At 36.5% G+C, this 7,368-nt stretch carries 6 protein-coding genes; 3 read left to right on the top strand and 3 right to left on the bottom strand.

Going from position 1 to position 7,368, the window contains the following annotated elements; all coding sequences use genetic code 11:
- Positions 1-66: 66 nt before the first annotated feature.
- Complete coding sequence (locus Q0X89_RS13180; protein ID WP_297694926.1) at positions 67-1,050, bottom strand: GlxA family transcriptional regulator; 984 nt, start codon at positions 1,048-1,050, stop codon at positions 67-69.
- A 140-nt stretch (positions 1,051-1,190) separates the two neighbouring features.
- On the opposite strand from Q0X89_RS13180, the gene Q0X89_RS13175 reads away from it, so the two are divergent.
- Both Q0X89_RS13175 and Q0X89_RS13170 read left to right on the top strand, forming a co-directional pair.
- The gene (locus tag Q0X89_RS13175; protein WP_297694924.1) at positions 1,191-1,568 is read left to right on the top strand and encodes an antibiotic biosynthesis monooxygenase; all 378 of its coding nucleotides are present in this window, start codon (positions 1,191-1,193) and stop codon (positions 1,566-1,568) included.
- Positions 1,569-1,749: 181 nt separating this feature from the next.
- Positions 1,750-3,828 (top strand): TonB-dependent receptor, encoded by a 2,079-nt coding sequence (locus Q0X89_RS13170; RefSeq protein ID WP_297694922.1) that lies wholly within the window; start codon positions 1,750-1,752, stop codon positions 3,826-3,828.
- 21 nt (positions 3,829-3,849) lie between these two features.
- On the opposite strand, the gene Q0X89_RS13165 is transcribed toward Q0X89_RS13170, so the two are convergent.
- Positions 3,850-5,394 carry a glycine--tRNA ligase gene (locus tag Q0X89_RS13165; protein ID WP_297694920.1) on the bottom strand — a complete coding sequence of 515 codons (1,545 nt, stop codon included), beginning with the start codon at positions 5,392-5,394 and terminating at the stop codon, positions 3,850-3,852.
- A 37-nt stretch (positions 5,395-5,431) separates the two neighbouring features.
- Positions 5,432-6,331 (bottom strand): hypothetical protein, encoded by a 900-nt coding sequence (locus Q0X89_RS13160; RefSeq protein WP_297694918.1) that lies wholly within the window; start codon positions 6,329-6,331, stop codon positions 5,432-5,434.
- A gap of 416 nt (positions 6,332-6,747) precedes the next feature.
- On the opposite strand from Q0X89_RS13160, the gene Q0X89_RS13155 reads away from it, so the two are divergent.
- Positions 6,748-7,368, top strand: a 621-nt coding sequence (locus Q0X89_RS13155; protein ID WP_297694916.1) for a hypothetical protein, incomplete at its 3' end; no start/stop codon positions are given.

The following is a 7,368-nucleotide window of genomic DNA, read 5'->3' as shown; positions in this document are numbered from 1 at the left end:
AAAATGTATTTTAATACTTTGTACACATTATTAGTTGACTATCCTGAGAATTGGAGCTTTGCAAAGCTAGGACAAAGCCATTTCTCGGTTATATTTGGTTCGGTATTCTAAAGGAGATAAACCCGTATATTTCTTAAATGTTTTTCTAAAGGACTTCTGATCATTGTAACCAACATTATACATTACCTGATTAATATTTAAAGTTGAGGATTCAAAACTCTTTTTGGCAACTTCAACTTTTACTCGTTGCATGTATTCCAATGGTGTATTCAGTGTTGCTTTCTTGAATCTCCTAATAAAAGTTCTACTGCTTATAGCAAATTTTTTTGCCAGGTCTTTCACGCTTAATTTTTCTTCAAAATTCTCCTCTATATAAATCTGGACAGCTTTTATTATTTCATCACTGTGTTCTTTCTGCCCTTTAAAAATTACAAATTGATTTTGATTAATCCGGTCAAAATCTATTTCTGCCATTTTGGAACACCATATTGCCGTTTCTCTTCCGTAATATTTCTCTATCAAATAAACTATCATATTTAGAAAAGAATAAGCTCCGCCACTAGAATAGATGCCATTATCCTCGCTTATTATCTTGTCTGGCAAAAGATGAATTTTGGGATATTTTTCTTCAAATTTTTGATGGACTACCCAATGAGTGGCGCACGTTTTTCCATTAAGCAAACCGGTTTCAGCAAGAATAAATGCACTTCTGCATAAACTCGCAACATCGGCATCATCTTTAATCCTTCTCATTTTTATCCAATTAATGAAGGGCTCATTTTTCACTAGTGCATCTTCAATATTGCCCGTAATGGAAGAGATTATTATCAAATTTGTGCTTTCTACTTCCTCAATGGTTTTTGTTGGTTTTATCTGAAAATATTCATGGCAAGAAATGGGCTCTTTTGTCAAACCAACCAAGTCTATCTTAAAAAAGTCCTCTTGATTGTTCCCTATGCGTTTAGAATAGCTATTGGCCATTTTGAAAAGATTGAGTGTTCCAACAATAGTGTCTAAAATCAGTGTTCCTTCAGGTATAATAATGCTCAAATGCTTCATTTTAGTTTTTATGACAAATATATTCAATACACTTGGCATATTCAACCCCCTAAGATGTCATTAAAGACACCTTTAAAGTATATATAAACGCCATAACTTTGTGATATTCATAATTCTTAAAATTCAAAAAAATGACAAATCAAGAAATTACAGTAGTGTACAAATGGACAGCCAATCCTGGAAAAGCAGAAGAACTTAAAGCCATTTACAAAGAAGTCGAAAAACAGATGCAGGAAACAGAGCCAAATGCACTGAAAGTAGATTGCTATTTCGATGAGAGTACAAATGCTTTGATTGTTTATGATCTATTCAAAGATGGTGCTGCTTTAGGACAGCATTTAGGTACAACGGCTGCCGGACACTTCCCAACCTTGCTTAAAATTGCAGTCCCCGGGGCGTTCCTTTTTTGTGGCGATGTTCCTGAAGAATTGAAACAAGCTGCCATAGGTATGGGACTAGATGCAACATTTGCTCCTCATATTTTTGGTTTTGACAGAAAGATGGTTTAATAATTAATTCATCTAAATAAATTAAAAATCAAGGGAATAGAAACATCATACTATTCTTTTGTTTTTTATTTATCAAGTCTAATCGTCTTTATAAACTAACTTCATTAAAGTGATTATTTTCCAAGAAGCAAACCAGCTTTAATATAGCTTTTATCAGTATTTTTGGATTTGAAATTATTTAATGAAGTACTACTTTTTATTTTTAATCCTAGTTGCAAATTCTTTCTACGGGCTTACGCAAGAAAAGGAAAACGATACCATTACCTACCTAAATGAAGTAATTATTTATAATCCTCTCAGAGCTAATAAAACTCTTGGGATTACGCAATCCACAATTATTCGGGAAAATGCATTTCAAAATCACAGTCCAATTGATATAGCCTCATCAATTAATCAGATCTCCGGAGTTTATTTGCTTTCCGGCGCATTAAATACTAACCGAATAACCATTCGGGGAGTTGGTGCACGCACCCCTTTTGGAACAGATAAATTACGCTTATATTTCAAAGATATTCCGGTTACAAACGGTAGTGGTTTTTCAACTATTGAAGCTTTCGACCTGGAAAATCTTACTTCCATGGAAGTGATTAAAGGGCCTAAAGGAACTGCGTATGGTACAAATCTGGGAGGTGCCATACTTCTTAAACCTAAAGAACAAATATCTAATGGAACATTTTTTGAGAACAATTTTACTTTAGGTTCTTATGGGCTTATTAAAAACAATTTAAGTTTTGCACATACTACGGATAGTCTGGAGATTAATTTGCGCTATAATCATTTGAATACGGACGGATATAGGGAGAACAGTAACTTTAACCGCAATGGTATTCTTCTGACCACAGCCATTAAACTAAACCCCAGGAGTTCAATTGGTATATTGGCAAATTATATTGATTATACCGCTCAAATACCAAGTTCTTTAGGAATAACTGCCTTTAAGGAAAACCCTAGACAAGCTGCTTTTACATGGAAACAGGCACAGGGATTTGAATCTAATAAATATACACTTCTGGGGCTCTCCTATAGCTATAAAATAAGTAGCAAGCTAGAGAATACAACAAGTCTTTTCTACTCATATCTTGATCATTATGAACCACGTCCTTTTAATATCCTGGATGAGTTTACCAATAGCTACGGTTTCAGGTCCATATTTACAGGTAATTTTGGATTTCAGGACAGAGAAGCGTCTTACCTGTTTGGAGGTGAGCTCTACAAAGACGAATATAATTGGAGAACTTATGAGAATTTATATCGGGAAAACGATGGAAACGGAAGTCTTCAGGGAAATGAACTTAGTCACAACAAGGAATTCAGAAGGCAATTCAATGCATTTGCCTCTATAGCACTCCCGCTTGCTACCAGATTTAATATGCAACTAGGCGTTAACCTAAACAAAACTCATTACGACTATAGAGACCTATTTAATTCGGGTGAAGATAATAAAAGTGCAAAACGAAATTTTGATCTTATTGTAATGCCAAGTTTGGATTTGGTCTACACAATTAGCCCGGGGCGGCAGCTATATGTAAATATTAGCAGAGGGTTTTCCAATCCCGGATTGGAAGAAACACTTACTCCTGAAGGGATAATCAACCCGGAGATAACCCAGGAAAAAGGGATGAACTATGAGCTTGGCGCCAAAATGTATCTTGCCAGGAATAAACTATGGTTAAACCTGGCTGTCTTTAGGATGAATATTAATGATTTATTGGTTGCACAACGCATTGGAGAAGATCAATTTGTTGGTAAAAATGCAGGGAGTACAAGACATCAGGGTATTGAATTAGATATGAATTATACTTTCGATCTAAGCTCTAAATTACAAATCATTCCATTTGCAAGTTATACCCTCAGTGACCATATATTCGTGGATTTTGTAGATGGAGACAATGACTATTCAGGAAATCCCTTAACTGGTGTTCCCAGGAATAGAATAAATTTAGGACTGCGCCTTAACCACACTAAGAATTTTTATTGGAACACTACCTATCAATACGTAGATGGCATTCCTCTTACAGATGCCAACAGCCTGTATAGCGAACCATATAATATTCTAAATACAAGATTGGGATATAACAAAGAAATCATAGAGAATTTATATATCTCTTCAGATTTTGGTATAAACAATATATTTGATGTTAATTATGCCCAATCCGTGTTAATCAATGCAGTTGGATTTGGTGGATCCGAACCTCGTTACTACTACCCCGGGAATGACAGAAATTTTTATATAAGTCTGGGACTTAGATATCAATTATGAGTATTACTATCTAATAAGGCCTTATTCTGTCTTCTTCAGCCAGTGCTTCATTGCAACTTCATTGGCGATAGCCGTATTAACGGCTCCAATAGCTATTCTCTTCTGCTCCATGGTATCTCTGTGACGAATAGTTACTGTTTCATCTTCTAAAGTTTGATGGTCTACAGTAATACAAAAAGGAGTACCTGCGGCATCTTGCCTTCTATATCTTCGGCCTACGGCATCTTTTTCATCATAGATTACATTGAAATCCCATTTGAGATCATCAATAATTTTATGTGCTATTTCTGGTAATCCATCCTTTTTTACAAGTGGCAGCACAGCTGCTTTTGTAGGTGCAAGGACGGCCGGAATTTTTAAAACCGTTCTGGTAGTTCCATTTTCAAGTTCTTCTTCCTTTAGTGAATTTGATAAAACGGCCAGGAACATTCTATCAACTCCAATGGATGTTTCTACAACATAAGGCACATAATTCTGGTTGAGTTCAGGATCGAAATACTGCAATTTTTTACCTGAATATTTTTCATGGCTACTAAGATCAAAATCGGTTCTGGAATGAATCCCTTCGAGTTCTTTAAATCCAAAAGGAAATTTAAACTCAATATCCGAAGCGGCATCCGCATAATGAGCTAATTTTTCATGATCATGAAAGCGGTAATTCTCCTCCCCCATTCCCAGGGATAAATGCCATTTCATTCGTAACTCCTTCCACTTTTCGTACCATTCTATCTGAGTTCCGGGTTTAATAAAAAATTGCATCTCCATTTGTTCAAATTCCCGCATCCTGAAAATAAATTGCCTTGCAACAATTTCATTTCTGAACGCTTTTCCAATTTGTGCAATTCCAAATGGTATTTTAAGTCGTCCGGATTTTTGAACATTCAGAAAATTCACGAATATCCCCTGAGCAGTTTCGGGTCTCAAATAAAGATCGGTCGCATTTTCAGCAGAAGCCCCTAGTTTTGTTCCGAACATTAAATTGAACTGTTTTACATCGGTCCAATTCTTTGATCCTGATACAGGACAAACAATATCTAGTTCAACGATCAGATTCTTTACATCTTCCAGGTCTTCCTTTTCCAGGGACCTTGCGAGTCGTTTCAGAATAGTTTGTGATCGCTCCTGGTATTCTACCACCCTGGCATTGGTTGCCAGGAATTGTTCTTTATCGAAGGCCTCTCCAAAACGTTTGGCGGCTTTACTTACTTCCTTCTCAATTTTGGCTTCTATTTTGGCTACATGATCTTCGACCAAAACGTCTGCCCTATATCTTTTCTTGGAATCCTTATTGTCTATCAAAGGATCATTGAATGCGTCTACGTGGCCAGAAGCCTTCCAAATGGTAGGATGCATAAATATGGCAGCGTCTATCCCCACAATGTTTTCGTTCATCTGAACCATTGCCTGCCACCAGTATTCACGTATATTTTTCTTTAATTCCGCACCATTCTGGAGGTAGTCGTATACAGCGCTAAGGCCATCATAGATCTCACTAGATTGCACCACATAACCATATTCCTTGGCGTGTGAAATTACTTTTCTGAAAATGTCTTCTTGATTTGCCATTGGGCAAAAATAGAACTTTAGGGAAAGACTCTAATGATTATTTTAATTGAAATTCTGCTGTAGTGAGTAATTTTTCGTCCTCGAAGACATTTAAGGTGTAGGTCCCTGAAAGGAGTGAACCTTCGGGAACCGTAATAAAATCACAGACGCTCATTTCTTCTCCCTTAAATATAAGCGTTACCCTCTTACTATACAGGTTGCCATTTACAGAGATAATATTCGCATTATCTTCAATGATACCCATATTGGGCCCAAGAAACTGGAAATACAACACTTTTTCCTTAACGGTGGTAGTATTGGGATCTGCCTGAATGGTGATGCATCCACGTAACTTTTCTATGGTAGAGGCTTTATTTGTTTTTATGGGTTTCCCACTGCGCATTCTGAATCCACTGCCTTCAGAATTTACAAGAGCCAGATAACTTTTCATTTTCAACTCTCTGCTAAGTTCAAGATTTTTCCTCCGCAATAATGCTTCTGCCTCTGCAAGGGAATTACTCTGGCCTCTAATATCTTCGAGCATTATACGGGTCTCATCATACTTGTCTGCGAGAAGCCTATTGTTATAACGAAGAAGATTATTCTTCAATTTAATACTGTCATATCGTGCCTCAAGTGTCCTAAGATCACTTTTAAACTCTTGAAGCTTGTCTATGGTAAAGGTAAGTCGGCCTACAGAATCTAATAATTGCTGAACCTGGAATTTGGAATCCTGAAGTTCGATCTCATTGACCTCATTAAGAGCAGATAGTCTGTCTACTTCTGTTTTCATCAGGGTTAGATCCCTAACGAGCAGTCCTTTTTCATCTTCCAGATACTGGATTTGGGTTTGAGATTGTGCATAACTGTAATAAAAGGCGATAAGTACACCTATTACTACTGCCACCAAAGCCGCCAGGAGGATTTTATAATTGAATTTAGTATCTTGAATATCCATTCAATAAGGGCTACGTACTAAGCAGGTTTTAAAGCGTTAAGATTTGAAATTAACCAAGCTACCAAATATAATAAATGATCTCAACACGGTTCTCCTACCCCGTGTGTGTTTTGGATGTAATGCACGATTATATCGGGGAGAGCAGGTTTTGTGTACCCCTTGTCGAGACCAAATACCACTTACCGAGTTCAATTTTTCTGAAGAAAACAGTTTAGACCGCACTTTTTACGGACGAATTACAATCAAGAAAGCTTCGAGTTTTCTATTTTTTAATGATATAGGGGTTGTAAAAAACCTCATTCATTACCTGAAATACAGAAACCAATATCAGATATTACCTTGAAGAAGATCTCCAAAAAATCCTCAATATCGCCCTGCTCAATAAAAATGGAATTAAGATATCTAAGATCGCCGGAATGCAACCTAATGAGATTTCTTCTAAGGTTGCCGAAATCTCAGAAATTGATACTCAACATGAAGGTCAGGTCGATGGGTTAATGTTGTCTATGTTTGAATTGAATGAGACAAAGTTTAGTAAGATACTTAATAAACATATTGAGTCAGACGGAATGGAGGAGACAATGGATAAGGTTATTTATCCTTTTCTTGACCGGATCAGTTCAATGTGGTTCACAGGTTCAATTAAGGGGGTACATGAAAGCTTTGTAACTCATATTATTCGTCGCAAACTACATGTGGTCATTGACCAATTGAAATCAGAATCAGCAGGTTCCAAGTGCATTATATATTTGCCCGAAGGTGAGACTCAGGAACTCAGTTTATTATACTTACATTTTGTATTAAAACATCGAGGCCATGATGTAATTAATCTAGGTACCAATGTGGCGATAATAGATGTTCTTGAAGCCCAGGCAATTCTTAAGGCTAAATGTATCTTTACATTCTTTAATGATAGCTTTACAGATATGGATTTACAGCCCTACCTGGATAATCTATCGAGGCATGTGACAGATTGCAAGATCTGCATCTCTGGATATCAGACGGTCAGCCAACAATTAGAATTAAAGGATAATGTA

This window comes from uncultured Eudoraea sp., from assembly GCF_947258525.1.
In the GTDB taxonomy this organism is placed as follows: Bacteria; Bacteroidota; Bacteroidia; order Flavobacteriales; family Flavobacteriaceae; genus Eudoraea.
Note: the sequence above shows the minus strand (reverse complement) of the source record. Positions and strands in the feature narration are given on the sequence as shown.